Origin of the sequence: Pseudomonas sp., from assembly GCF_049653025.1 — a bacterium.
Taxonomy (GTDB): Bacteria; Pseudomonadota; Gammaproteobacteria; order Pseudomonadales; family Pseudomonadaceae; genus Aquipseudomonas.
On record NZ_JBASFM010000024.1, the window covers coordinates 1 to 23,194 of the forward strand.

Genomic DNA, 23,194 nt, shown 5'->3' on the forward strand with positions numbered 1-23,194 from the left:
CGCATTCGTTAACCACATTATTCACATCACCACCTGCCAAAGCGGCACGCGGCTGTCGCATCTTCAAGCTCTTTTTCCTGACAGTCCGCACGCGTATGCTTCAAGCCAAATGTCCAACAACGTCGAGCACTCAGGTTCAGTGCTCGTCACAAATCCGCGGCGCGGCCTAACAAGTGGTTCAAGCCACTCGCTTCGCTCGCTCGGGACCGGCTAAAGCCGGCCCCTTAACCAATCGTTAGGCGGCAAAGCAAAGGCCGGGAAACATGGAAGTTATGCGCACAAATAACAATTTACGGATTTCATCTGCAAGTTCGCAGCGGCCGTGCAAATCCGGCCAGAAACTCTCGCATCCGATAACCCAAATATTCACATCAGCAGCAGGCCAATCAGCACGCGCCCGCCTCCATCTTCAAGCTCTTCTACCTGAAGGCCCGCACGCGTATGCTCCAAGCCACAGTTCCAACAGCACCGAACAATCACGTTCTGTTCCCGGCGTTGCACCGTGGCAAGGCCTAACAACTGGTTCAAACCGTTCGCTTCGCTCACTAGGACGGGCTAAAGCCCGCCCCTTAACCAAACGTTATGCACCTCTTTGAGCATCTGAGTCGCCAATGGAAGACATAGTCAGTGAAATAGGGAAAGGCTTCTTGAGAGCAATTGGCTTTTTCCTTGTCGAAGTTATTTTCAACTTCGTCTTTTATTACATTGGATGGCCAATATGCAAGATATTGTCACTTGGAACCTATCCCAAAAAAGTCACGAATGACTATCTACACACCGATACTCGACAAGGGCTTTTGTGTAGCTTCGTAGGTTTCACCTTCGTCGTGCTTGTTGGCTTATATTTAACCGGCCAATTCAATATAAATGGCGGCGCATAACAATGCGCTCAAATCGCTCGCTTCGCTCACTGGGACCGGCTAAAGCCGGCCCCTTAGCTTAATCGTTATATGCACAGGAGTCAGGCATGGACAACGTTGACATCGAGCACTCTCTGAGCAAGTTATATTCAAACCTCGGATCTAGCCTAATTGAGGCAACTCCTGAGCATTGGAATTCGGCTATTCTTCACATGAAAACAGAAGAGAATGGAGTGTCTCACTACATTGAATCTGATGAAGGACATTCAGACATAGTAATGTGCACTGACGAAATAATTGAGGCATCTTGCCAGATTATAAAAGAACTAGAAACCCATAACAAAATGTACAAAAAAGCAACGCTAAGGGTTTGGCTTTCCGAGGAAAGTAAATGGAAATTTCAGTTCGAGCGGTAAAGCATATAACAATTGGTTCAAATCGCTCGCTGCGCTCGCTGGGACCGGCTAAAGCCGGCCCCTTAACCAAACGTTAGATGCAAGGAGCACAATCTTGGAAGAGTTCAAATTAGCAGTAGAAATACTCAGCTCCATCGCCTCGCTCATTGCAATTTTAACCGTATTATATTCGTGGCACGCAAACAGAAAACATCCAATCTCAATATCTGAGATTATTTCTACAAGGTCTGGCAGTGACACATTTCGACTTTTCGTTAAAATCAAGAACACGAAACCTTATCCCGTAACTGTAAAAAGCCTTGTCTGTTACAAAAAAGAAACTCACAGAGTCGAGAAAAAAATCAATGAGCGGCCAAAGACCATGACCGTCCTTGATAGCCGCGATAGGCTTTTCACGATCCAAAATGAAATACTGATTCCAGAGTTAGGCGAAAATCGTATAGAGGTAAACGTAACAACAAACGCCCCACCAACAAAGTCACTAATCTTTATGCTCGACACCACCCACGGGCATTTATCAACAAATTGCAAGAAAGTGAAATTCTTCAGTACTGCTCCAGAAATATTTAGCCCTGACTTCATGATATCCAGGGAAAGTAAGATTTCATCCATGGCAGCCTACATCAGAGCTTACATTGTGTACTTAATAGACCTCTTGCCGTTTAAATTAAACAGATTAAGAGGCATTGTCTCTCCAAGAAACTAATCATGCCTTGCATCTAACAACTGGTTCAAACCGTTCGCTTCGCTCACTGGGACGGGCTAAAGCCCGCCCCTTAACCAAACGTTAGGTACTCTTATGGCAGCTGCTGAGTATTGGATTGAGTACGCCGATTCGTGGCGAGATGCTCCACTCGCGTTTTGAGTACACATTGAGCAAGACGGCGAGCCATGGTTTAAATCTAATAAATTTTTACCTGAGGCACCCAAGGCAATACCTCACAAGGGCTTTGTAATCATATGCGTTGAGATTCAAGGTACGGTGTTGTACTTCTCTTCTTTTGAGCAGCTTTCTGAGTGCATCAGAATCTTGTCATTGAATCCTCTGCCAACAACTCGTCGCTTATCAACGCTCCGCGGAACGACTCTCGGTCCGAATAGGCATTGGCTAAGTCGTCTTCCGGCAAAATTGAAATCACCAAAAATGCGACCCTTAGTAGTTTCTGCGCTCAACGAAGCGCTCCGTGCGATAACGAGCACCTAACAACTGGTTCAAATCGTTCGCTTCGCTCACTTGGACGGGCTAAAGCCCGCCCCTTAACCAAACGTTAGAGGCTTTGGCCCGCCATCCGTCAACGCCCGCTTGCCCCACTGAATACCATGTAATACATTGCATTCAACAGTATGGAGGGCACCCCAATGAGCGTCACAACCGTCCGGCTTCAACCTGAGCTAGAAGAAAACCTTGGAGCCATGGCCGAAAAGCTTCATAGGAGCAAAAGCTGGCTTATTAATCAGGCACTTAGAGAATTTTTTGAACGCCAGACATTAGAGCAGAACCGCTGGCAGGAAACGCTACAAGCTATGGAGTCCGTAGCACAGGGCAAGGTCGTGTCCGGCGAGGCCGTAAACACTTGGCTCCAAAGCTGGGGCAGCTCCAATGAACTGCCACCACCGAAGGCAGGCCAATGAAGCTGGTCTACTCAGAAGAATCCGTGGCAGATTTGGTTCGTCTCCGGGAATTCATTGCTGAGAAAGATCCCCTTGCCGCCGCACGTGTAGCAACAGAACTCATTGCACGCATCGAAAATCTTCGCCTATTCCCAACAATGGGCCGCGCAGTCGAATTAGCCCCAGACCCAAAAGCTATTCGCGACGCAATTTTCGGGAAATACGTAATTCGGTATGCAACTCATACCGAAACTGTCGTGATTCTTCGTATATGGCACCACTATGAAGACCGCATGCAAAGCACCTAACTACTGGTTCAAGCCGTTCGCTGCGCTCACTCGGGACCGGCTAAAGCCGGCCCCTTAACCAAACGTTAGGCATTTGGAGAAAAATTTGCGCCAATCTCAAGAAGCAGATTTGCCGTTCACTCCAGAATCTGCAATCCAAATGCTGGAGTGGGGAGCAAATCCCGACGCCTCACCATACTCACACAAGCAAATCGCGGAGTGGTGTGATCGTTTCTGGTGTCAGTACCTCGATATAGATGCGCCTCCAGAAATCGAGAAGCTCCTCCCAATTCTTACGGACGTCGAGACCCAGTGGGATCTTTACCTAGCCAACACGTATACATATGAGCAGCTTCGGTCGCAGTCCTTCGAAAGTGAGAGGGTTAATGGTTAAGTCAGGCAAATGCCTAACAATGCGCTCAAAGCGCTCACTTCGTTCGCTGGGACCGGCGAAGCCGGCCCCTTAGCTTAATCGTTATGTGTGAAGGACTCTGCAGTGTCTGAAACCTCAGTAGAAATGAATGATCTTATGTTTGCAGCGCTAGATCATGCGATTGCAAGCATTGAAAATGCTGGGCCTCTAGTCCCATTTACAATGACTATTAGCAAGGCAGGAGATAATAAACTAACGCGCTTCGTATTAGAGATGCTTGAGCAAGGTCTAGAAGCCGCGCAAGCACATATCCAGAATGAGAAAGAAAACCTTAAGACCTACGCAATAGCTTGGGATGGCTTTGTCACTATTGAAGGCAAGAAATGGGACTCCATTTTTGTAGAGGCTGGCGAGCTTGGTACAGAACAAGGCGTTATCTTGTCGCAACGGTATGAGAAAAAAGGTCTCTTCAAAAGAAAGAATTTACCGGCAGGCAATCCAGCGCTGGTAGAGCGTCCCACCTCAAAGCTTCACACATAACAATTGGTTCAAGTCGCTCGCTCCGCTCACTCGGGACCGGCTAAAGCCGGCCCCTTAACCAATCGTTAGGGTAAAAATGCTAAGACTTTTGGTCGCCTCAATCTTTTTCATTAGCCTGCAAGCAGCTGGAGAGAATTGCCCAGAGCTTCCCCAGAGCATTGAAACGGCCATCTTTAAACACATTAATAAAATCCGTGCTTATGAATATTGCGATGCTCGATTAATTGAGTCTAGCCACAACAGAACAATCGTAATATATACCGCTGAAGGCGAGTGCAACGAAAACACAGAACAGCCACCAGGCAGTTGCTCGAACAACTGGGCCAGGTACATGATCGGCGAGTACAGCGGCAGGCTTATCGCCCCAGTTTTAATAGGCGGAAAGGGAAATTTTACCGATCATGAAATCATGTCTACTGGAAACGAAATTAAAATATCCGGTGTCACTGTTGGCAGTGAAGATGGACTGTGCTGCCCAACCGTCCCGCAAACCAAAGCATTTAGGGTTGCAGATAATGGTTTCGAGGAGTTTCCCCCCTAACAACTGGTTCAAATCGTTCGCTTCGCTCACTGGGACCGGCGAAGCCGGCCCCTTAACCAAACGTTAGGAGCCCTACATTGCTTCTTCAAAATATCGAAATAGCAATCCACTACTCTGCAGGGTTGCTTTTGGTTGGGTTGGCGCTGCTAATTCTTGTATCAATAAATAAAACAGCAGGAATTTTAATAGGCATCTACGCCACTTACTCACTAATAATGCAATTTGCATTTAATGGCGCTTTAGGGCTTGGGTTTTTAGCGCAAATATTTTTAGAGACAAACTTTGAATTAGGCAAGCCATGGCCAGCAACGGGCGCAGTTGTACTTGGAATAACTGGTGGCATTTCAAAACTAAGTCTTGCTGGCGGCGTTTACTTCCTAGCCAGAGCATTAAAAACAAAAAATGGTGAACGGGCCCCTAACTAGTGGTTCAAACCGTTCGCTGCGCTCACTCGGAACGGACTAAAGCCCGCCCCTTAACCAAACGTTAGGCAGCCTCAGAGAGTTAACCCCATGAGCTTTGTAATAAGTCGAACAATTTTATTTGGGGACTGCGATCCTGCAGGAATTGTCTATACACCTCGTATAACGTATTTCGTCATAGAAGCGATCCACGATTTCCTTACCTATAAACTAGGAGCCCCAGGAATTCGTGAAATATTCGGCATGGGTATTCTTCCGCCGGCACGAGCACTTTCTATTGAATTCCTAGCTCCAATGGCCTGGGATGAGATAATAAAAATTGAAGTCTGTAGTAAGGAAATCACAACTACATCCTTTACATTTTTGGTTGAGGCTCGAAACAGCTCTAACGAACTAGTATTTCGATCAACATTAACCCAGGTTTCCGTATCTTCCGAAAGCAAAAAACCTGTCCCAATTCCTCAGCGCCTCAAGGAGGCACTATGCTCGACTTGAGCTTGCGCTGCGGCCTAACAACTGGTTCAAATCGTTCGCTGCGCTCACTTGGACGGGCTAAAGCCCGCCCCTTAACCAAACGTTAGGCGGCAAAGCAAAGATCGGGAAACAAGGAAGTTATGCATTCAAATAACAATTTACGGATTCCATCTGCAAGCTCGCAGCGGCCATACAAATCCGGCCCAAAACACTCGCATTCGCGAACCCAAATACTCACATCAGCTGCAGGCCAAACGGCACGCGCCTGCCTCCATCTTCAAGCTCTTCTGTCTGAAGGTCTGCACGCGTATGCTCCAAGCCACAGTTTCAGCAGCACCGAACAATCACGTCCTGTATCCGGCGGCACACCGTGGCAAGGCCTAACAATTGGCTCAAATCGTTCGCTTCGCTCACTGGGACCGGCTAAAGCCGACCCCTTAGCTTAATCGTTAGACTGCACAAACAAGGAATAGCCAAAATGGAAAGAAGTTATTTTATAACAATGTGCCTACTAATTCTGCACCAGATTGACGCTGCGTTTTGGCGAGAGTGGGAGATGTTCTATTTACCAGGCGGTGTTCAAGGCTATCTGGTTTTTAACAGCCTAGTCATCCCGCTCGTGCTATTGGGTTATAAACACGTGGTCCAATCTAGCGATAAGGCTATTATTTTCGCTACAGCCTGCGCGACCCTTGGTGTACTTACGTTTCTAATTCACTCAGGATTTGCTTTGGCTGGTTTTGAGCAGTTCCATCTACCACTATCAATGGCCATAATTTTACTCTGCCTGTTAACCTCTACCTGGCAACTTACCGAGATAAGAAAGTTTCCCCTGCGCCATAGTACAGTCTAGCAAGTGGTTCAAACCGTTCGCCTCGCTCACTGGAGCCGCGTGCAGCGCGCATCTTAATTAAATCGAAAAAAACCACCAGCGATGACAATTCAATAACATGAGAGAAAGCTTAAGAAGGAAAACTATCGAAGTATGCGATAAAAAGATAACCGCCAAAGGACAGGACGTAGGCCTTTCCTTTTATGCTTTCTTCGCCAATAAAAACGATAATCCAGAGCTACTCATGGAAGCCGCGCAGTGGTGGATCAAAACCCATAAACTTGATCATTTTGAGAAGGCCGTGAAGATCAAAAAAATGATTGAGACCACACGATTATCTGATATATAAACCAACATACAGTAAATCGCTTATACGGGGCCGACTGGTTAATCATTTTTCAACGAAAAGGAGATTCGTCGACATGAACGTACTTATTTTGCCAGGCATCGGAAACTCCGGGCCAGATCACTGGCAATCACACTGGCAACAACTGAACACACACTATGTTCGGGTTAATCAATTAGATTGGGATAACCCGAACTGTTCTGACTGGCTCATTGCCCTTGAAGAAGGGGTAAACAGCGCTGGCCCAAACACTGTTCTCGTCGCTCACAGCTTGGCATGTCTGCTTGTTGCACAGTGGGCGGCTAGAACAACGCTTCAGATCAAAGCGGCATTACTCGTGGCGGTGCCCAACCCTGCAAGCGCCATATTTCCAGTGCAGGCCGTTGGATTTAGCCCCGTACCAACGCAGCCACTGCCATTCAGAAGCACCTTGATCGCAAGCACCAATGATCCTTATGGCGGCATCGCGTACGCGGAAGAATGCGCGTCATATTGGGGTAGTACGCTGGTTAACATCGGTGAGGCGGGCCATATCAATAGCGCCAGCGGTTTAGGTGCGTGGCATGCAGGCCATGAGTTGCTGCAGAGCATTCAAACTAAATGACTAACAGGCCATTGCAACCACGCAGCTGGACCGGGCTAGAACCCTCTCGTTAAGCCACCCCCTACCTGTCTCTGGAGTCCGCGCACGTGTTCCGCTTTCCCTCCAAGCAAATTGCCGTTACCGGCGAAGCCATCGAGTACGTCTGCGCGGGCCGCGGGCCTGCGGTTGTCGTTCTGGTCAATGGCTCGGGCGGGCCTATCGAGGGTTGGCACAAGGTGTTTGGCCCACTTGCCACCTTTGCCCGGGTGTTCGCGTACAACCGGCCTGGCATTGGCAATAGCTCGAAGCCATCCGCGCCACAACTTGGCTCGCACATGGTCGCGTCCTTGCGCGCCACTCTGCTGGCGGCCGGTTTACCTCCGCCGTACATTCTAGTCGGCCACTCCCTGGGCGGGCTTATCGTGAATCTGTTTGCCCGTCTCCACCCTGCCGAGGTGGAGGCGGTTGTCATGCTCGAGGCGACAGCGCCAGACGATGTCGCCGTTCTGGCCACGCATGAGAGCGCGCTGCAAACCTTGCTCAAGAAGGGCCTGGAATGGCTTGTGCCTGCAAACCCCAACGCCGAGAGCCAGCACATGGCGGCAACCGTCTCGCAGGTGCAAGCAGCGCCGTCCTTTCCCGCCATCCCGCTGAGCATTGTCACCGGTGGCAAACCCGCCATGCAGTGGGCCACTGCCGCGCCGGCACTTGCAGCCCGCTCCGCCCATCAACGCGCGCTGCTGGATTTGTCGCCCATGGCCAAGCAGATCATGGCGACCCGCAGCGGGCACTTCCCGCAGTTTTCTGAGCCTGAGTTGGTGGTCGCAGCAATCAAAGAAGCTGCCACTGAATCGGCCCGTATGATGGACACCTAAGCAACGGGCCCAATCACCATCACCAGCCTAGAGAGAAACCAGCATGGTCACCTGCTACCTGCGCTACATCATCGACCCATACAAGCTGAAAGAATTTGAGCATTACGGCCGGTTATGGATTCCGCTTGTGGAGAAATTCGGCGGCCAACATCACGGTTATTTCCTGCCATCGGAAGGTTCGAACAATGTCGCACTGGCCATGTTCAGCTTTGCCAGCCTGGCGCAGTACGAGGAATACCGAATCAAGTCGCAGCAGGACCCTGAGTGCCAAGCCGCATTCGGCTATGCCGAAGAGACGCGCTGCATCATCAGCTATGAGCGCAACTTCTTTCGCCCGGTATTCGGCTGACCAACGATAACAAGCCGCCCACTTCGACACTGCGCTTTACTGTCCCGGGCCACTCACCTCACTCAGGAACACCACGCCATGCAGACGGATATGCACACCACCCACAAACTGCGCTGCAAATGCGGCCTGGTGCAGGGCCAGGTCGAGGTTAAAGGCACCGCCAATCGGATTATCTGCTATTGCACCAGTTGCCAGGCGTTCGCCAAGTTTCTGGGTACGCCACATGAGGTGCTTGACCCGCATGGCGGCACCGAAATCATCCAGCTTGCAGCGTCTCGGGTCAGCCTGAACAACGGCGCGGAGCATATCGCCGCGATCCGCCTGACCGACCAGGGCATGCTGCGCTGGTATGCGAGCTGCTGTAACACGCCGCTCGGCAACACCCTGCCCAGCTACAAATTCTGCTTTGTCGGCTTGATTCGCAACTGCCTGGATGACCAGGCGTTGGAGCCCTCTTTCGGCGCGCTCAAGGCCCACCTGAACTGTGCGGAAGCCGTGGGTGAGCCCAAACCACGCGCACACGGGATGATCGCCACCATCGCGCGGATAGTCGCGATCGTCCTGCCCAAGCGTCTCTCTGGCGGGTACAAGCACACACCCTTTTTCTCCGAACGTGGCGCGCCCATTGTGCTGCCTAGAATCCTGTTGGCCAGCGAACTCGCGCCGCTCAAAAATCTATAGCGGCCCGCTTCGGCTGTTCGCCCCGGGCAGCGCAACGGTCTTGCCACAGTGCGTTCACCAGCTGTTGCTATGCTTGTGTCGGTCGATCTGGCGAAGGGCTGTTGAGCAACCGCTCAAGCGGCCAGTGATCGATGTGCTACCCCTACCCTATTACTCCATGGAGGTCTTATGGCTGGTTGGTATGAGCTCACTAAAAATGGCAAAGGTCAGTTCCATTTCGTGCTGAAAGCGGCCAATGCGGAAACCATTTTGCAAAGCGAACAGTACGAAAGCCTGGCGGCGGCGCAGAACGGCATCGCCTCAGTGCAAAAGAACGCCACGGCAGATGAACGTTACGAGCGTAAGGATGCGTCCGACGGACGCTTCTACTTCAACCTCAAGGCGGCCAACCACCAGGTGATTGGCACCAGCCAGATGTACAAGGCTGCAGCCAGCCGCGACGGTGGCATCGAATCGGTCAAGAACAACGGACCGACCACCACCATCAAGACCGAGATGTAACCCACGCCTTGCGGGCAGGCCGATCAGCATAGCTCGCGGCCTGCTCGCCGGGCGTAACCTCAGCGTATCTACAGCTCCCTTGTGGTCGCCTGGCGGCCTCGGTAACGTGTGCGGCACTTATCAGGAGTGCCACGATGCGTTTCAGCCGTCCTTTCTCCCTGGCCTTGCTGCCCTTGCTTGCCAGTTGCCAGGTGTTCAACGACAAACCCACCGACCCCGTTATCGCGCAAACGCGCCTGCAGGGTGAACTCAGCCTGAATGCCGGCCAGTTGCTGTTTCGGCCGTGCCAGGAGCAGCGCAAATTTGTCCTCAAGGACGACCAGGCCAGCGGTTTGAGCCGTGACGCCAGCAGCCTGTTCAGCGCCGGCCACAGCAGCTTGTACGTGGACATGCGCGGCCAGTTGTCGGCCAACTCGGCGAGTGGCGTCGACGGTCAGTTCGTCCCCAGTCAGGTATACCGCGTGCAGGCCGAGGGCCAGGGCTGTGGCGACATCAACTTTGCTCGCACGCTGCTGCGCGCCAGTGGCCATGAGCCGGATTGGAGTATCGCGGTCAGCAGCCAGGGCCTGATTCTCAACCGTCCGGGCCAGGAACCACTGGCCCTGCCTTACCTGGAAGAACAACTGCCCGAAGGCCGCCTGAACCTCAGCAGCGAGGCCAACGGCGAGCACCTTGAACTGTGGGTGGCCAGGCAGCGCTGCGTCGACAGCATGAGCGGCGCGGTACAACACCTGAGCGCCGAACTGCGCCTCAATGGCAAAGTGCTGCGCGGCTGTGCTTACCTCGGTGGCGCGCGTAACGACTAGCAGGCCGTTGAAAAACTACCTGCGAGTAAGCTAGCAATGCGCAGAGAGCTGAGATAGATCAGCCGGTTGACCTAAGCTGAAAGGGAAGTCAGCCAAAGGGATATCGTTATGCTGCGTATTGCTATCAATGGCTATGGACGTATCGGTCGCTGCCTGGTGCGCGCGCTGTTCGAGCGCAAACTGGAGCAGCAGATTCACCTCACCGCGATCAATGACCTGGGCGAGCAAAGCACCCTCGCCCACCTGACCCACTTCGACTCCACCTTCGGCCGCTTCCCTGGGCAGATCAGCCTGGACGGTGACGTACTGCTGGTGAATGGCCACCCGATCCAGCTGCTGCGCGAGCGCGAAGTGGCCAATCTGCCCTGGCGTCAGCACGCGGTCGATCTGGTGCTCGAATGCACCGGCAAGCTGAAAAAACGCGTCCAGGTCGAACAGCACATCAGCGCCGGCAGCCCTAGGGTGCTGCTCTCGCACCCACTGGACAGCGTCGACCTGACCGTGGTCTACGGCGTCAACCATCAGCTATTAGGCGACCAGCAGATCGTCTCCAACGCGTCCTGCACCACCAACTGCCTGGCCCCATTGGCCAAAGTGCTGCATGAGGCCGTGGGCATTCGCCAGGGCCTGGTCAACACCATCCACGCCTACACCAATGACCAGAACCTGCTGGACAAGACCCACAGCGACCTCTTTCGCGCCCGCGCCGCCGCCCTGTCGATGATCCCCAGCAGCACCGGTGCAGCCAAGACCATCGGCCTGGTCTTGCCGGAGCTGGCCGGCCGCCTGGACGGCCTGTCGGTGCGCGTGCCGACGCCCAATGTGTCACTGGTTGACCTGACCTTTACCTGCGAGCGCCCGACCACCCGTGAGGCAATCAACGCCGCGCTACAACAGGGCGCGGCGCAACTGCCGCCTGGGGTGATGGAGTGCAACGAACTGCCACTGGTGTCGCGCGACTTCAATGGCTACCCGGTGTCCTGCGTGGCGGACCTCAACCACACCCGCGTGCAGGGCGATCTGGTCAAGGTGCTGGCCTGGTATGACAACGAGTGGGCGTTTGCCAATCGCATGCTCGATGTGATGCTGGCCTGGGTTAAACCTGAGACGCGCTAGTACACACCGCGGTCGCAGCCGCCTATCGGCTGCGGCCTTTACCCAGCGATCACAGGTATAATCGCCGCCTGTTAAAAGCTGCCGGGTTGCCTCCGGCCCTGAAAGTGGATCGTCCTCATGCTTCGTATCACCGAACTCAAGCTGGCCCTCGATCATCCCGACGAGGCCCTGCGCCCGGCCATCGTCCAGCGCCTGGGGATTGCCGACAGCGAGCTGCTCGACTTCAGCCTGTTCAAGCGCAGCTACGATGCGCGCAAAAAATCCACTGAAATGCACTTCATCTACACCATCGACTGCGAGCTGCGCGATGAAGCGGCGCTGCTGGCCACGTTCAGCGATGACCGGCATATCAGCGTCACCCCGGATACCGCCTACAAACCTGCCGGCCACACCAGCGAGAACCTCGCAGAGCGTCCACTGGTGGTCGGCTTCGGCCCTTGCGGGATCTTCGCGGCACTGATCCTGGCCCAGGCCGGTTTACGCCCGATCGTGCTGGAACGCGGCACCGAAGTGCGTCAGCGCACCAAGGACACCTGGGGCCTGTGGCGCAAGAACGTGCTCAACCCCGAGTCCAACGTGCAGTTTGGCGAGGGCGGTGCCGGTACCTTTTCCGATGGCAAGCTGTACAGCCAGATCAAAGACCCCAAGCATCTTGGCCGCAAGGTGCTGCATGAGTTCGTCAAGGCTGGCGCGCCGGACGAGATCCTCTACGTCAGCAAGCCGCATATCGGCACCTTCCGCCTCACCGGCGTGGTCGCCACCATGCGCGAGGAGATCAAAGCCCTGGGCGGCGAAGTGCGCTTTCAGCAGCGCGTCAGTGATGTGCTGATCGAAGACGGCCAGCTCACGGGCGTGGTACTCGACAGCGGCGAGCAGATTCTCAGCCGCCAGGTAATCCTGGCTCTGGGCCATAGCTCGCGTGACACCTTCCGCATGCTGCACAAGCGCGAGGTGTTTATGGAAGCCAAGCCGTTCTCGGTGGGCTTTCGTATCGAACACCCGCAAGGCCTGATTGACCGCGCGCGTCTGGGCAAATACGCCGGCCATCCCAAGCTGGGGGCGGCGGATTACAAACTGGTGCACCACGCCAAGAACGGCCGCTCGGTCTACAGCTTCTGCATGTGCCCTGGCGGCACCGTGGTCGCCGCCACCTCGGAGCCGAACCGCGTGGTGACCAACGGCATGAGCCAGTACTCGCGCAACGAGCGCAACGCCAACGCCGGCATCGTCGTCGGCATCACCCCGGAGCAGGATTACCCTGGCGGCCCACTGGCCGGCGTGGAATTGCAGGAGCGCCTGGAGTCCCAGGCCTATCTGCTCGGCGGCAGCACCTACGAAGCCCCAGGGCAACTGGTCGGCGACTTTATCGCCGGCAAGCCGTCCACTGCGCTAGGCAGTGTCGAGCCCTCATACAAACCAGGGATCAAGCTGGGCGACCTGGCCCTGGCGCTACCGGATTTTGCCATCGAAGCCATCCGCGAAGCGCTGCCGGCCTTCGGCAAGCAGATCAAAGGCTTCGACCTGCATGACGCAGTGCTGACTGGCATCGAAACCCGCACCTCCTCGCCACTGCGCATCACCCGTGGCGCGGATATGCAGAGCCTGAACGTTCGCGGGCTGTACCCGGCCGGTGAAGGTGCGGGTTACGCCGGCGGCATCCTCTCCGCCGGGGTGGATGGCATTCGCGTGGCCGAAGCGCTGATTCGCGACATGCTGGGGATTGCCGAACCTGCCTAAGCGGTAATGAGCCACACGCTGCCTGTGATCCTGACAGGCAGCGTGTGGGTTACTGCTTGACCAGTTCGACCCGGCGATTCTTCGCCCGCCCTTCTTCGCTGCGGTTGTCCGCCACCGGCCGTTCCTGGCCGAAGCCTGCAGAGCTCAACCGCTGCGCCTCGATACCGGCGGCGACCAGGGCATTCATCACGCTCTGCGCGCGCTGTTCGGATAACAGCTTGTTGGCCTCGGCCTGGCCCTGGCTATCGGTATGACCTTCGATGGCCAGACGCAAATCCGGCGCGACTTTCAGCATGCTGACAATCTCCGCGACCGTGGCCTGAGCATCGGCCTTGAGCTCGGCTTTGCCGGTGTCGAAGTTGATATACAGGGCGATAAAGCCGTTGCGGTTAAGTTCATCCAGCAACTGATTGGCGCTGACCACCTGCTGCATGGCCGCCACTTCGACGATCACCAACTTGTAGCTCTGGGTCGGCGCGCTGAAAATTTCCGGTTCCAGGCGCACCCACACTTCCTTACCGCCAGTCGTAACCCTCAGGGTGGTTTCGCCGCCATCGCCGTCCTGGGGCAGGCGTTCGTAAACCACTTCACCGCCGATCGACTTGATCGCGTTCTGGTAGTTGCGCAGCAGCTGCAGCGGGCTCGGCTGGTTGTCTACCGCGTTGTGGAAATAGCGAATCTGCGTGGCATCGCCCTCCACGGTCTGGCGCAGCGGCACGCCCTCCTGAGTACCGGTGGCGAACTGCGCGGCGTTGTAGTTCTGCTCGTAATCGACGATATGTGAGTTCGGGTAGCGGGACAGCAGCGGATGGTCCTTCGACCCCGCCGTATCATCGGCAGCCAGCGCCAGCCCGCCCAGCCCAACAACCGACCACAGCAGCATGTGCAAGCAGCTGCGCACAATTCCCATGGCATTTCTCCTGCTGCATTCGGGGCGCGGCGTGCGCCACCCACAGCAGTGACTCTAGACCAGCCACTACCGAGCAGCCGTCTACAGCCCTGCTGTGGGCAAGTCACCCGGCAAGGCGACGCCGCGTTCTGCACAATCGGCCACAGCTGCGATTAACCCAGTCAGGTCAAAGCCCTGGGCGCTAAGCCAGGTTTGATCGTAATAGCTGTCGGCATAGCGCTCGCCGCCATCGCAGAGAATCGCCACCACCGAGCCGGATTCGCCCGCCGCAACCATACGTTGCGCCACCAGCAGCGCGCCGACCAGATTGGTCCCGCTGGAGCCACCGACTTTCCGCCCCAAACGCTGTGCCAGGTAATGCATGGCCGCCAGGGACAGCGCATCCGGCACCTTGCACATGGCATCGATCACCGACGGCAGAAAGGACGCCTCGACCCGTGGCCGGCCGACCCCTTCGATACGCGAACCATGGTTCAGGCACAGGCTGGCATCGCCCGTACGGTAGTAATCGAAGAACACCGAACGCTCGGCATCGGCGCACAGCACCTGGGTACTGTGGCGGCGATAGCGCACATAGCGCCCCAGGGTCGCCAATGTGCCGCCGGTGCCAGGACTGGAGACTAGCCAACTCGGCTCGGGGAAACGTTCGCTGCGCAGCTGCTGGAAGATCGACTCGGCGATATTGTTGTTGGCGCGCCAGTCGGTGGCGCGTTCGGCGTAGGTGAACTGATCCATAAAATGCCCGCCGGTCTCGCGCGCCAGGCGCTCGGACTCGGCGTAGATCTGCGTCGGATCCGTCACCAGATGGCTCTGGCCGCCGTAGAAGGCGATCTGCGCGATCTTCTCCTTCGAGGTACTGGCCGGCATCACCGCGATAAACGGCAGCCCCAGCAGGCGGGCGAAATAAGCCTCGGAAATCGCCGTGGAACCGCTGGAGGCCTCGATCACCGGCGCGCCGGGCTTGAGCCAACCGTTGCACAGCGCATAGAGAAACAGCGAGCGCGCCAGGCGGTGCTTGAGGCTGCCGGTGGGGTGGCTGGATTCGTCCTTGAAATACAGCTCAACGCCCGGCAGGCCAGGCAGCGTCAGGGGAATCAGGTGGGTGTCGGCGCTGCGCTGGAAATCCGCCTCGATAATGCGGATGGACTCGCGCGCCCAGGTTCGTGTATCGCTCATGCCTTGCTCCTTAATCCAGCACACCAGCGGGCACCACGCGGGTACCGCGCCACTGACTCAACAACACGCCGGCGAACACCAAGGCGGCGGCCCATATCTGCATGCCATTCAGGCTTTCGCCCAATAGCAGTATGGCGAACAACAAGGTGAACACCGGGATCAGGTTGGTAAAGCCCGACGCCTGGCTGGCCGGTAAACGGCTGACGCCGAAGTTGTACAGCCCGTACGCGCCCACGGTGACCAGAATGCCCAGATACGCCACCGCGCCCAGACCCATGGGGCTGACGCGGGTGGGCAACGGCGCACTGAACAGCGCCAGGGGCAGAAAGAAGAGAGTGCCGACAAAGGCCACCATGGCCGTCAGCAGAAAAGCCGAATAACGCGATGACAGATGCTTGAGCAGCAGGGTGTAACCCATGGCGCAGAGCATCGCGAGCAGCTCGTAGAAGTTGCCGAGAATCGGGTTGCTGGCATGCTCATCGGCGCTGCCAGCCAGGCTTAGCCATACAGCACCGATCAGGGCGATCAGAAACCCCGCCAGGGTGATGCGACTGATCCGCTCGCGCAGGAAGATGAACGCGCCGACCGTCACCAGCAGCGGCAGCAAGGCCGTGACCATGCCAGCCTGTGCGGCGCTGGTGTGCTGCAGCGCCAAGGCTTCGAAGAGGAAATACAGACAGGGTTCACAGGCCGCCAGGCCCAGCAGGTACTTCCAGTCACCGGCGCGGTAGTGCATCTGTCCGCGCCAGCGCCAGACCAGCAGAAACACCAGGCTGCCCAGGGCCATACGGCCGAAGATCACCCACAAAGGCGGCAACTCGGCAAAGGCCAACTTCAGCGCAATAAACGAGCTGCCCCACAGCGCCATGGCAATAACCAGGCAGATCACCGCGATGCCCCTTCCCTGCTCACGCATACCCAAGCCCCTGACTAAAGGCTGCAGTGTAGAGAGGCATAGGCGGCGCTGACAGATACAGTCAGCGCCGCGAACTGTGTGGGCTGATTTCTGAGCCTATTTCGGGTCTCGCGAGCTAGAGCGAGACAAGGCAGAAGCGGCCGAGGACGCGGAGTTTACGTGTTGTAAATGAGCAGTACTCGTTGCTCGCCCTTCGGGCCGCGCTAAAGCGCGTTAGCCGCAAGCGGCTTGCCGAGGCCGGTTCTAACGCCGTATCGCCGACGCGCAGCCGACCCGAGCCAGGCTCATTGTTCCCAGGGCTTACCACTGGTCTGCTCGCTGATCCGCAGCTTCTGCTGCAGCGCAGCTTTGGCCAGCATATGGGCGCTGACCGGTGCGGTGATAAACAGAAACAGGGCGATCAGCAGCTCATGCAGGCTGACGCCCTCGCCGCGAAAGCTGAAGTAGATCAGCGAGGCAATCACCATGCCGCCCACACCCAGGGTGCTGGCCTTGGTCGGGCCGTGCAGGCGCATAAAAAAGTCCGGCAGGCGGTACAAACCAATCGCGCCGACCAAGGCAAACAAGCTGCCGAGCAGTAGAAACAGCGCCACCAGCGCTTCGATCCAGAAAGCCATCAGATGCTCCTCACTCGATGATATCGCCGCGCAGCAGATACTTGGCCACGGCCACCGTACCGATAAAGCCCATCACCGCAATCAGCAGGGCTGCTTCAAAATACAGGTCCGATCCCAGCCAGATGCCGAACAACACCAGCATGGCAATCGCGTTGATATACAGGGTATCCAGGGCCAGGATGCGGTCGGGCAGATCCGGGCCGATGATCAGGCGCGCCATGGTCAGCATCAGGGCCAGGCCGATGATCAGCAGGCACAGCGGAATCACGTAGGCGAGCATGTGAATACCTCCAGCAAAGGTGCTTCGTAGCGCTGTTTGATTTCTGCCACCAAGGCTTCGGCATCCGGTACATCCAGGCCGTGCACCAGCAACAGCTTGCGGTCATCGCTAAGGTCGGCGGACACCGTGCCTGGGGTCAGGGAGATGATGCTGGTGAGCATGGTCAGGGCCAGTTCATCTTCCAGCAGCATGGGAATTTCCACGAAGGCCGGGCGCAGTTTGGCGGGCGAGCCGAGAATCAGCTTGGCCACCTGCAGGTTGGCCATGACGATATCGCCGAGGATACGCAGCAGAAACAGGCACAGCTTGAGCGGTTTGTAGACCCGAGGCGGGTTGATCCAGAACACCTGGGTCAGCAGCGGGATGGCCCAGCCGAGCAGCGCACCGAGCAACCAGTGACCCAGGCTCAGGTCATTTACCAGCAGCAGCCAGACCAATAGCAGGCATAGGCTCAGCAGCGGATGGGGTAACCAGCGACGTGCTTTCATCGTGCAGCTTCCGATTCGATGATTTGCCGGTACAGCGCCAGGTCATGCAACTGGCTGGCCGTGGCCTCGACATAACCCAGCAGCGGCGCGGCACCGACCATCAGCAGCAGGCTGAGCAGCAGCAAACCGGCGCAGGCCAGCAGCCGGCCGTAATCCAGCTCGGCGCTGTCCAGTTGGCTCAGGCCGACGCGCCAGAACAGCATGCTGCCGGCGCGGCTCAGGGCAATCAAGGTCAGCAGACCGCCGCCCAGCACAATCGGCCACAGCATTAGCGCCTGCAGGCCAGGCTCCAGCGAGCGCAGCAACAGCAGCTTGCCGATAAACCCGGAGAGCGGCGGCAGACCGGCCACGGCAATCGCGCCGAAGAAGAACAGGCCGCCGAGCAGATGCGGGTTCTGCAGCGCCGGGCCCTGCACCAGCAGCGCCTGCTTGTCGCCGCGCTGACGGGCAATCAGATCGGCCAGCAGGAACAGCCCGCCAGCCACCCAGGTGCTGTGCACCAGGTAATACAGGGCCGCGGCCAGGGCTTGTTCGGTGCCGATGGCAATACCGGCGAGCAAGGTACCGACCGATACCACCACCAGATACGCCAGCAACCCTTGCAGGCTGACCGCCGCCAGCGCGCCGATCACGCCCAGCGCCAGGGTCAGCAGGGCAATCGGCCAGAGCCAGTCGTTGGCCATATTGGCCAGGCTGCCGGCCTCGTCACCAAAGATCAGCGTGTACACGCGGATGATCGAATACAGGCCGACCTTGGTCATGATCGCAAACAGCGCGGCCACCGGTGCAGTGGCCGAGGCATAGGCCTTGGGCAGCCAGAAATACAGCGGCAGAAACGCCGCCTTGAGGCCGAATACCACCAACAGCAACAAGCCGGCAGCGCCGAGCAGCGCCGCGTCATCTGGCCCGGCGGCCGCTACCCGAATGGCCATATCGGCCATGTTCAGGGTGCCGGTGATGCCATACAGCACGCCCACGGCGAGCAGGAAGAACGCCGAACCCACCAGGTTCAACACCACGTAATGCAGCCCCGCACGCACCCGCTCTACCCCGCCGCCATGCACCAGCAGCGCATAGGAGGCGATCAGCAGGATTTCGAAGAACACGAACAGGTTAAACAAATCGCCAGTGAGGAAAGCACCGTTGATGCCCATCAACTGGAACTGGAACAACGCATGAAAACTCTGCCCGCGCTGATCGTCGCCACGCACCGCATACAGCAAGGCAAAACTGCCGAGCACCGCCGTGACCACCAACAGCAAGGCGCTCAGGCGATCGAGCAGCAGGATGATGCCGAACGGGGCCGCCCAGTTACCAGCGGCATACACCTGCAGCACGCCCTGATCGGCCAGCCAGAGCAGGTAGCCGCTCAACGGCAGCAGCAACAAGGTGGTCAGCAGCGACAGGCTGCGTTTGACCCGCAGGCTCAGGCCAGCGCCCAGCAGCAACAGGCTGCCGGCAAACATCGGCAGCAGGATTGGCAGGATCAAGCCGTGATTCATTGCGCTGGCTCCTGGCCGTCAACATGGTCGGTCTGGGTTTCGCCGACACTGCGCAACGCCAGCACCACGACGAAGGCGGTCATGGCAAAACCGATCACGATGGCGGTCAGCACCAGCGCCTGCGGCAGCGGGTCAGCGTATTGGCTGCCCTGGCCGATCACTGTAACCACACCACTCTGCAGGCGGCCCATGGCAAACAGGAACAGGTTGACCGCATAGGAAATCAGCGTCAGTCCCAGCACTACCGGGAAGGTCCGCGCGCGCAGCAGCAGGTACACACCGCTGGCGGTGAGGATGCCGAGTGTTATGGCGAATATGGCTTCCATCTCAAAGCACCTCCTGGCCGGTTTTGTCCTGGGTCAGCTTGCCCAGGTTGGCGAGAATCAGCAGGGTTGCACCGACTACTGTCAGGTACACGCCCAGGTCGAACAGCATGGCGGTGGCCAACTCGATTTCGCCGATCAGCGGGATATGGAAATGCCCGAAGGCCGAGGTCAGGAACGGCCGATCAAACAGCCAGCTGCCCAGGCCGGTCAGCCCGGCAACCAACACGCCGAGACCGGCCATGCCCTGGTAATTCAGCGGCAGACGCGACTGCGTCCACTGCACGCCGCTGGCGACGTATTGCAGGATCAACGCCACGGCCGTCACCAGGCCGGCGATAAAGCCACCACCCGGCAGGTTGTGCCCGCGCAGGAAGATAAACACCGAGACCAGCAGCGCCATCGGCAACAGCACCCGCGACAGGGTGGCGAGGATCAGTGGATGGCGGTCACGCGCCCAGCTGCGCCCCAGGGCATCGACCTTCGGCTGGAACAGGCGCAGGCCGTCGAGCAGCGCGAAGATACCCACGGCGGCAATCGCCAGCACGCTGACCTCACCCAGGGTGTCGAAGCCGCGGAAGTCCACCAGAATCACGTTGACCACGTTGGTGCCGCCACCGCCCGGCACGCTATTCTCCAGGAAGAACGCGGAAATGCTGTCATACGGCCGCGTCAACACGGCGAACACCAGCAGCGCCACCATTACCCCGCTGCCCACCGCCAGGCTGAAGTCGCGCAGGCCGCGCAGGCTGCTCGACTCGACACGGGTATGCGCCGGCAAAAAGAACAGCGCAAGCATCAGCAGGATGATGGTCACCACCTCCACCGACAGCTGGGTCAGGGCCAGGTCCGGCGCGGAATAACGGGCGAAAGCCAGGGCTACCATCAGCCCGACCACGCTGAGCATCAGCAGCGACACCAGACGCTGGCGATGGAAGACCACCGTCACCAATGCCGCCAGGGCCATGATGCCGAGGCCCAGGGCGGTGATGCCGTCGATCGGGGTCATGGCCAACGGCCCGCCGATCTGCGGCAACCCACTCAGACCCTGGGTCACCACCAGCAATGCCGACGCCAGCAGCAGCGCCAGGTAACGCTGCAGCGAAGCATTCTCCAGCCAGTGGGTCAGTGCACTACACACCTTGACCAGTCTCTGCACGCCCTGCTCGAACAGCAGCTTGGCATCCACGCTCGGCAGCCCGGCATACCAGCGAAACAGCGGCTGACGGAACACGTACACCAGAATCCCGCCGACCGAGGCGATAAAGCTCATCAGCAGTGGCAGGTTGAAGCCATGCCAGATCGCCAGGCTGTAGCTCGGCAGGTCGCCGCCCAGGGCCGCCGAGGCGCTGACCGCGAGCAACGGGGCCACGGTATACGCCGGGACAACGCCGACCAGCAGACAGAGAAACACCAGGATCTCCACCGGCACTTTCATATAGCGCGGTGGCTCATGGGGCGGAAACTTCGGCAGGTCGATAGGCTCGCCGTTAAAGAACACGTCATGGATAAAGCGCAGCGAATAGGCCACGGAGAACACCCCGGCCAGGGTCGCGAGCGCGGGAATCACCCAGTTGAAGCTGCCGAGCAGCCCCTGGTTGAGCGTTTCGCCGAAGAACATCTCCTTGCTCAGGAAGCCGTTGAGCAACGGCACCCCGGCCATGGCCGAAGCCGCCACCATCGCCAGTAACGCGGTGTGCGGCATGTACTTCCACATGCCGTTGATGCGGCGCATATCGCGGCTGCCGGTTTCGTGGTCGATGATCCCCGCCGCCATAAACAGCGAAGCCTTGAAGGTGGCGTGGTTAATGATGTGGAACACCGCCGCCACCGCCGCCAGGCGCGTGTCCAGGCCGAACAGCAAGGTGATCAGGCCCAGGTGGCTGATGGTCGAATAGGCCAGCAAACCCTTGAGGTCGTGCTGAAACAAGGCCATCCCGGCCCCGAACAGCAGCGTCAGCAAGCCGGTCAGGCTGACCAAATAGAACCACCAGTCGGAATCGGCGAGCGCCGGGTACAGCCGCGCCAGCAGAAACACCCCGGCCTTGACCATGGTCGCCGAGTGCAGATAAGCGGACACCGGGGTCGGGGCGGCCATGGCATGGGGCAACCAGAAGTGAAACGGGAACTGCGCCGACTTGGTAAACACTCCCAGCAGCACCAGAATCAGGGTCAGCGGGTACAAGGCGTGGGCGCGAATCAGATCGCCAGATGCCAGCACGACGGACAACTCGAAGCTGCCAACGATATGCCCGATCAGCAGAATCCCGGCAAACAAGGCCAAGCCACCACCACCGGTCACCGCCAACGCCATGCGCGCACCTTTGCGGGCATCCGAGCGAGCGCCCCAGAAGCCGATCAGCAGGAATGACGCCAGGCTGGTCAGCTCCCAGAACATCAGCATCAGCAGCAGGTTATCCGCGAGGACCACGCCCAGCATGGCCCCCATAAACAGCAGCAGGAAGGCAAAGAAGCGCCCCATCGGCTCCTTGTCGGACAGGTAGTAACGGGCGTAGAGAATCACCAGCAAGCCAATGCCGAGGATCAGCAAGGCGAACAGGAACCCCAGGCCATCCAGGCGCAGGCTGAGGTTCAGCCCCAGCGCCGGTAACCAGGCCAACTTGAGCTTCAGCACCTCGCCGGCGAACACCTCGGTGCGCTGCGCAAGCAACAACGCCAGCGCGAGCAAAGGCGCAACCGCCGTGGCCAGGGTGCAGGCCGAACGGCCGAAGCGCTGCGCCAGCAATGGCAGCAAGACCCCGAGAAACGGCAAGGCGATAATCAGCGCAAGTGTCATACACACATCCTTTTATCCGAACTCAGCCGCACACCCTTGGCGCACACGGCTGGCCGAGCGGCATTAGCCACCCGGTCACAGGTTTGTGCCCGCAGCACAAACCCTGGAAAACCCACTGTGCCAGACAAGCGACAGGCCCGCTTAGCCCTGGTCGGCACATTACAGACCAACGATTATCCATATCTATCGCCAACTCGTCATGGATAGAAATATTACTAAACACTCTCAAGCCGGTTTGCTCGGCTAGCGAAACCCGCCCAGTGCTGAAAAACAGGCAATAAAAAGCCGGACCAGCGAACACTGATCCGGCTCCATTAACCCTTAGTGGGTAACGCGGCTGGTGCCGTTGACGCTCAAGATGCGCACGCGATCACCCAGGCGGAAAATCTGGTTCTCTTCAACTTCCTGCACATAGGCGCGCATGCTGCCGTCATCTTCGCGCACGGTAATTTCCACGCCTTGGGTACGGGTCAGGCCTTCCTCGGTCATCGCGCCCAGCAAGCCACCGGCTACCGCGCCAATCACCGCCGCGACTACCGAACCGCGACCACCGCCAACCGTGCTCCCTGCTACACCACCGACAACCGCACCGGCACCGGCGCCAATCGGCGTCTTGGTGCCTTCGATCTTCACCGGACGCAGCGATTCGATGATGCCCATGCGCACGGTCTGCACGGTACGTGCTTCATCACGCGAGTAGGTGTCACCGGTCAAACTGGAGGCGCAACCGCCGAGCAGAACCAGCGAGGCCAGCGAAGCAGCCAACAGAAAGGGTTTAGTCATGATGCATTCTCCAATTTGACAGGTGGACATTAGACCGCGTGTACGGCGCAAC

Annotated in this window: 29 protein-coding genes; 19 read left to right on the forward strand and 10 right to left on the reverse strand. The window is 57.7% G+C overall.

All coding sequences use genetic code 11. The features are described 5' to 3' along the window. The 19 genes from WBK23_RS18945 to WBK23_RS19035 form a co-directional block, all read left to right on the forward strand. Positions 1–214 (forward strand): hypothetical protein (locus WBK23_RS18945; RefSeq protein WP_424485482.1); only part of this gene is annotated, 214 nt, incomplete at its 5' end. A 753-nt stretch (positions 215–967) separates the two neighbouring features. Next, on the forward strand, positions 968–1,276 hold the full coding sequence (locus WBK23_RS18950) for a hypothetical protein (RefSeq protein WP_424485483.1): 309 nt from the start codon (positions 968–970) through the stop codon (positions 1,274–1,276). Between the two features lie 94 nt (positions 1,277–1,370). After that, complete coding sequence (locus tag WBK23_RS18955) at positions 1,371–1,982, forward strand: hypothetical protein (RefSeq protein ID WP_424485484.1); 612 nt, start codon at positions 1,371–1,373, stop codon at positions 1,980–1,982. A 653-nt stretch (positions 1,983–2,635) separates the two neighbouring features. Then, entirely contained in the window at positions 2,636–2,908 is a 273-nt protein-coding gene (locus WBK23_RS18960) for a CopG family ribbon-helix-helix protein (protein ID WP_424485485.1), read from the forward strand. Continuing rightward, a complete protein-coding gene (locus WBK23_RS18965; RefSeq protein ID WP_173204299.1) occupies positions 2,905–3,195 on the forward strand; it encodes a type II toxin-antitoxin system RelE/ParE family toxin in 291 nt (96 codons plus the stop codon). Before WBK23_RS18960 ends, WBK23_RS18965 begins: the two co-directional genes overlap by 4 nt. A gap of 475 nt (positions 3,196–3,670) precedes the next feature. Next, positions 3,671–4,087, forward strand: a complete 417-nt coding sequence (locus tag WBK23_RS18970) for a hypothetical protein (protein ID WP_424485486.1) — start codon at positions 3,671–3,673, stop codon at positions 4,085–4,087. A 76-nt stretch (positions 4,088–4,163) separates the two neighbouring features. After that, on the forward strand, positions 4,164–4,628 hold the full coding sequence (locus tag WBK23_RS18975; protein ID WP_424485487.1) for a hypothetical protein: 465 nt from the start codon (positions 4,164–4,166) through the stop codon (positions 4,626–4,628). A 77-nt stretch (positions 4,629–4,705) separates the two neighbouring features. Next, entirely contained in the window at positions 4,706–5,053 is a 348-nt protein-coding gene (locus WBK23_RS18980; RefSeq protein WP_424485488.1) for a hypothetical protein, read from the forward strand. 87 nt (positions 5,054–5,140) lie between these two features. Then, positions 5,141–5,545, forward strand: coding sequence for an acyl-CoA thioesterase (locus tag WBK23_RS18985; RefSeq protein ID WP_424485489.1), 405 nt, complete (start codon positions 5,141–5,143; stop codon positions 5,543–5,545). 457 nt (positions 5,546–6,002) lie between these two features. After that, positions 6,003–6,377, forward strand: coding sequence for a DUF6713 family protein (locus WBK23_RS18990; protein WP_424485490.1), 375 nt, complete (start codon positions 6,003–6,005; stop codon positions 6,375–6,377). A gap of 97 nt (positions 6,378–6,474) precedes the next feature. Then, positions 6,475–6,705 carry a DUF6500 family protein gene (locus WBK23_RS18995; protein WP_424485491.1) on the forward strand — a complete coding sequence of 77 codons (231 nt, stop codon included), beginning with the start codon at positions 6,475–6,477 and terminating at the stop codon, positions 6,703–6,705. Positions 6,706–6,778: 73 nt separating this feature from the next. Beyond that, the gene (locus WBK23_RS19000) at positions 6,779–7,306 is read left to right on the forward strand and encodes an RBBP9/YdeN family alpha/beta hydrolase (RefSeq protein ID WP_424485492.1); all 528 of its coding nucleotides are present in this window, start codon (positions 6,779–6,781) and stop codon (positions 7,304–7,306) included. Between the two features lie 86 nt (positions 7,307–7,392). Continuing rightward, positions 7,393–8,160 carry an alpha/beta fold hydrolase gene (locus WBK23_RS19005; RefSeq protein WP_424485493.1) on the forward strand — a complete coding sequence of 256 codons (768 nt, stop codon included), beginning with the start codon at positions 7,393–7,395 and terminating at the stop codon, positions 8,158–8,160. A 43-nt stretch (positions 8,161–8,203) separates the two neighbouring features. After that, on the forward strand, positions 8,204–8,509 hold the full coding sequence (locus tag WBK23_RS19010; RefSeq protein WP_424485494.1) for an NIPSNAP family protein: 306 nt from the start codon (positions 8,204–8,206) through the stop codon (positions 8,507–8,509). Positions 8,510–8,587: 78 nt separating this feature from the next. After that, the gene (locus WBK23_RS19015) at positions 8,588–9,190 is read left to right on the forward strand and encodes a DUF6151 family protein (RefSeq protein ID WP_424485495.1); all 603 of its coding nucleotides are present in this window, start codon (positions 8,588–8,590) and stop codon (positions 9,188–9,190) included. 168 nt (positions 9,191–9,358) lie between these two features. Continuing rightward, positions 9,359–9,691 (forward strand): YegP family protein, encoded by a 333-nt coding sequence (locus WBK23_RS19020; protein WP_424485496.1) that lies wholly within the window; start codon positions 9,359–9,361, stop codon positions 9,689–9,691. Between the two features lie 134 nt (positions 9,692–9,825). Then, positions 9,826–10,497 carry a COG3650 family protein gene (locus tag WBK23_RS19025; protein WP_424485497.1) on the forward strand — a complete coding sequence of 224 codons (672 nt, stop codon included), beginning with the start codon at positions 9,826–9,828 and terminating at the stop codon, positions 10,495–10,497. 108 nt (positions 10,498–10,605) lie between these two features. After that, complete coding sequence (gene gap / locus WBK23_RS19030) at positions 10,606–11,613, forward strand: type I glyceraldehyde-3-phosphate dehydrogenase (protein WP_424485498.1); 1,008 nt, start codon at positions 10,606–10,608, stop codon at positions 11,611–11,613. Positions 11,614–11,730: 117 nt separating this feature from the next. After that, a complete protein-coding gene (locus tag WBK23_RS19035) occupies positions 11,731–13,350 on the forward strand; it encodes an NAD(P)/FAD-dependent oxidoreductase (protein ID WP_424485499.1) in 1,620 nt (539 codons plus the stop codon). Positions 13,351–13,399: 49 nt separating this feature from the next. Here WBK23_RS19035 and WBK23_RS19040 read toward each other — a convergent pair whose 3' ends face one another. From WBK23_RS19040 to WBK23_RS19085, 10 genes are all read right to left on the reverse strand, one after another. Continuing rightward, positions 13,400–14,260, reverse strand: a complete 861-nt coding sequence (locus tag WBK23_RS19040) for an OmpA family protein (protein WP_424485500.1) — start codon at positions 14,258–14,260, stop codon at positions 13,400–13,402. A gap of 81 nt (positions 14,261–14,341) precedes the next feature. Then, positions 14,342–15,436 (reverse strand): PLP-dependent cysteine synthase family protein, encoded by a 1,095-nt coding sequence (locus WBK23_RS19045; protein ID WP_424485501.1) that lies wholly within the window; start codon positions 15,434–15,436, stop codon positions 14,342–14,344. 10 nt (positions 15,437–15,446) lie between these two features. Next, positions 15,447–16,352, reverse strand: a complete 906-nt coding sequence (locus WBK23_RS19050) for a DMT family transporter (protein WP_424485502.1) — start codon at positions 16,350–16,352, stop codon at positions 15,447–15,449. A gap of 284 nt (positions 16,353–16,636) precedes the next feature. Further along, positions 16,637–16,969, reverse strand: a complete 333-nt coding sequence (locus WBK23_RS19055) for a Na+/H+ antiporter subunit G (protein ID WP_424485503.1) — start codon at positions 16,967–16,969, stop codon at positions 16,637–16,639. 10 nt (positions 16,970–16,979) lie between these two features. Further along, entirely contained in the window at positions 16,980–17,249 is a 270-nt protein-coding gene (locus WBK23_RS19060) for a K+/H+ antiporter subunit F (RefSeq protein WP_424485504.1), read from the reverse strand. Further along, entirely contained in the window at positions 17,234–17,737 is a 504-nt protein-coding gene (locus WBK23_RS19065) for a Na+/H+ antiporter subunit E (protein ID WP_424485505.1), read from the reverse strand. The genes WBK23_RS19060 and WBK23_RS19065 overlap by 16 nt, the downstream gene beginning before the upstream one ends. After that, positions 17,734–19,239, reverse strand: a complete 1,506-nt coding sequence (locus tag WBK23_RS19070) for a monovalent cation/H+ antiporter subunit D (RefSeq protein ID WP_424485506.1) — start codon at positions 19,237–19,239, stop codon at positions 17,734–17,736. The genes WBK23_RS19065 and WBK23_RS19070 overlap by 4 nt, the downstream gene beginning before the upstream one ends. Next, complete coding sequence (locus WBK23_RS19075; protein WP_424485507.1) at positions 19,236–19,565, reverse strand: Na+/H+ antiporter subunit C; 330 nt, start codon at positions 19,563–19,565, stop codon at positions 19,236–19,238. Before WBK23_RS19075 ends, WBK23_RS19070 begins: the two co-directional genes overlap by 4 nt. A gap of 1 nt (position 19,566) precedes the next feature. Next, positions 19,567–22,359 (reverse strand): monovalent cation/H+ antiporter subunit A, encoded by a 2,793-nt coding sequence (locus tag WBK23_RS19080; RefSeq protein ID WP_424485508.1) that lies wholly within the window; start codon positions 22,357–22,359, stop codon positions 19,567–19,569. Between the two features lie 321 nt (positions 22,360–22,680). Next, the gene (locus tag WBK23_RS19085) at positions 22,681–23,142 is read right to left on the reverse strand and encodes a glycine zipper 2TM domain-containing protein (protein ID WP_424485509.1); all 462 of its coding nucleotides are present in this window, start codon (positions 23,140–23,142) and stop codon (positions 22,681–22,683) included. Positions 23,143–23,194: the final 52 nt, after the last annotated feature.

Excerpts from the sequence above, each read along its gene's own strand:
- WBK23_RS18960 (WP_424485485.1), top strand. The coding sequence starts at position 2,636 with ATGAGCGTCACAACCGTCCGGCTTCAACCTGAGCTAGAAGAAAACCTT.
- WBK23_RS19070 (WP_424485506.1), bottom strand. The coding sequence starts at position 19,239 with ATGAATCACGGCTTGATCCTGCCAATCCTGCTGCCGATGTTTGCCGGC.
- WBK23_RS18965 (WP_173204299.1), top strand. The coding sequence starts at position 2,905 with ATGAAGCTGGTCTACTCAGAAGAATCCGTGGCAGATTTGGTTCGTCTC.
- WBK23_RS19080 (WP_424485508.1), bottom strand. The coding sequence starts at position 22,359 with ATGACACTTGCGCTGATTATCGCCTTGCCGTTTCTCGGGGTCTTGCTG.
- WBK23_RS19025 (WP_424485497.1), top strand. The coding sequence starts at position 9,826 with ATGCGTTTCAGCCGTCCTTTCTCCCTGGCCTTGCTGCCCTTGCTTGCC.
- WBK23_RS19010 (WP_424485494.1), top strand. The coding sequence starts at position 8,204 with ATGGTCACCTGCTACCTGCGCTACATCATCGACCCATACAAGCTGAAA.
- WBK23_RS19065 (WP_424485505.1), bottom strand. The coding sequence starts at position 17,737 with ATGAAAGCACGTCGCTGGTTACCCCATCCGCTGCTGAGCCTATGCCTG.
- WBK23_RS19020 (WP_424485496.1), top strand. The coding sequence starts at position 9,359 with ATGGCTGGTTGGTATGAGCTCACTAAAAATGGCAAAGGTCAGTTCCAT.
- WBK23_RS19060 (WP_424485504.1), bottom strand. The coding sequence starts at position 17,249 with ATGCTCGCCTACGTGATTCCGCTGTGCCTGCTGATCATCGGCCTGGCC.
- WBK23_RS19035 (WP_424485499.1), top strand. The coding sequence starts at position 11,731 with ATGCTTCGTATCACCGAACTCAAGCTGGCCCTCGATCATCCCGACGAG.
- WBK23_RS19045 (WP_424485501.1), bottom strand. The coding sequence starts at position 15,436 with ATGAGCGATACACGAACCTGGGCGCGCGAGTCCATCCGCATTATCGAG.
- WBK23_RS19000 (WP_424485492.1), top strand. The coding sequence starts at position 6,779 with ATGAACGTACTTATTTTGCCAGGCATCGGAAACTCCGGGCCAGATCAC.
- WBK23_RS19050 (WP_424485502.1), bottom strand. The coding sequence starts at position 16,352 with ATGCGTGAGCAGGGAAGGGGCATCGCGGTGATCTGCCTGGTTATTGCC.
- WBK23_RS19015 (WP_424485495.1), top strand. The coding sequence starts at position 8,588 with ATGCAGACGGATATGCACACCACCCACAAACTGCGCTGCAAATGCGGC.
- WBK23_RS18950 (WP_424485483.1), top strand. The coding sequence starts at position 968 with ATGGACAACGTTGACATCGAGCACTCTCTGAGCAAGTTATATTCAAAC.
- WBK23_RS18985 (WP_424485489.1), top strand. The coding sequence starts at position 5,141 with ATGAGCTTTGTAATAAGTCGAACAATTTTATTTGGGGACTGCGATCCT.
- WBK23_RS18990 (WP_424485490.1), top strand. The coding sequence starts at position 6,003 with ATGGAAAGAAGTTATTTTATAACAATGTGCCTACTAATTCTGCACCAG.
- WBK23_RS19055 (WP_424485503.1), bottom strand. The coding sequence starts at position 16,969 with ATGGCTTTCTGGATCGAAGCGCTGGTGGCGCTGTTTCTACTGCTCGGC.
- WBK23_RS19075 (WP_424485507.1), bottom strand. The coding sequence starts at position 19,565 with ATGGAAGCCATATTCGCCATAACACTCGGCATCCTCACCGCCAGCGGT.
- WBK23_RS18995 (WP_424485491.1), top strand. The coding sequence starts at position 6,475 with ATGAGAGAAAGCTTAAGAAGGAAAACTATCGAAGTATGCGATAAAAAG.
- WBK23_RS19085 (WP_424485509.1), bottom strand. The coding sequence starts at position 23,142 with ATGACTAAACCCTTTCTGTTGGCTGCTTCGCTGGCCTCGCTGGTTCTG.
- WBK23_RS18975 (WP_424485487.1), top strand. The coding sequence starts at position 4,164 with ATGCTAAGACTTTTGGTCGCCTCAATCTTTTTCATTAGCCTGCAAGCA.
- gap (WP_424485498.1), top strand. The coding sequence starts at position 10,606 with ATGCTGCGTATTGCTATCAATGGCTATGGACGTATCGGTCGCTGCCTG.
- WBK23_RS19040 (WP_424485500.1), bottom strand. The coding sequence starts at position 14,260 with ATGGGAATTGTGCGCAGCTGCTTGCACATGCTGCTGTGGTCGGTTGTT.